Annotated in this window: 1 pseudogene; it reads right to left on the bottom strand. The window is 60.0% G+C overall.

Going from position 1 to position 275, the window contains the following annotated elements:
* Positions 1 to 275, bottom strand: a pseudogene (locus tag QP415_RS11750) (serine/threonine-protein phosphatase); the annotation flags it as partial.

Raw genomic sequence — 275 nt, 5'->3', positions numbered from 1 at the left:
ACTCACGGGTGCCAGCTGCGCAATATATGCGTCGATTTCCTCGCGTGAGGAACGGGTGACAGGTTCCTGCAGTCGTTCACGATCCACGTTATCGAGGGAAGCCAGCGAAATAGAGGTGACCTCCACGCGGTGCGAAAAGGCCCACGGCCCCAGCGTCTGAGGAATTCCCTGGTAGATGGCGACCGCCCCGTCCTCGCCAATCGCATAGTACTGCTGCTGTGACCAGCGGTATCCCAAAAAGCCTGCCAGGACCACAGCTGCTACGGCCAGCACAC

The organism is Pauljensenia sp. UMB3104, assembly GCF_030217285.1.
Classification (GTDB): Bacteria; Actinomycetota; Actinomycetes; order Actinomycetales; family Actinomycetaceae; genus Pauljensenia.
Note: the sequence above shows the minus strand (reverse complement) of the source record. Positions and strands in the feature narration are given on the sequence as shown.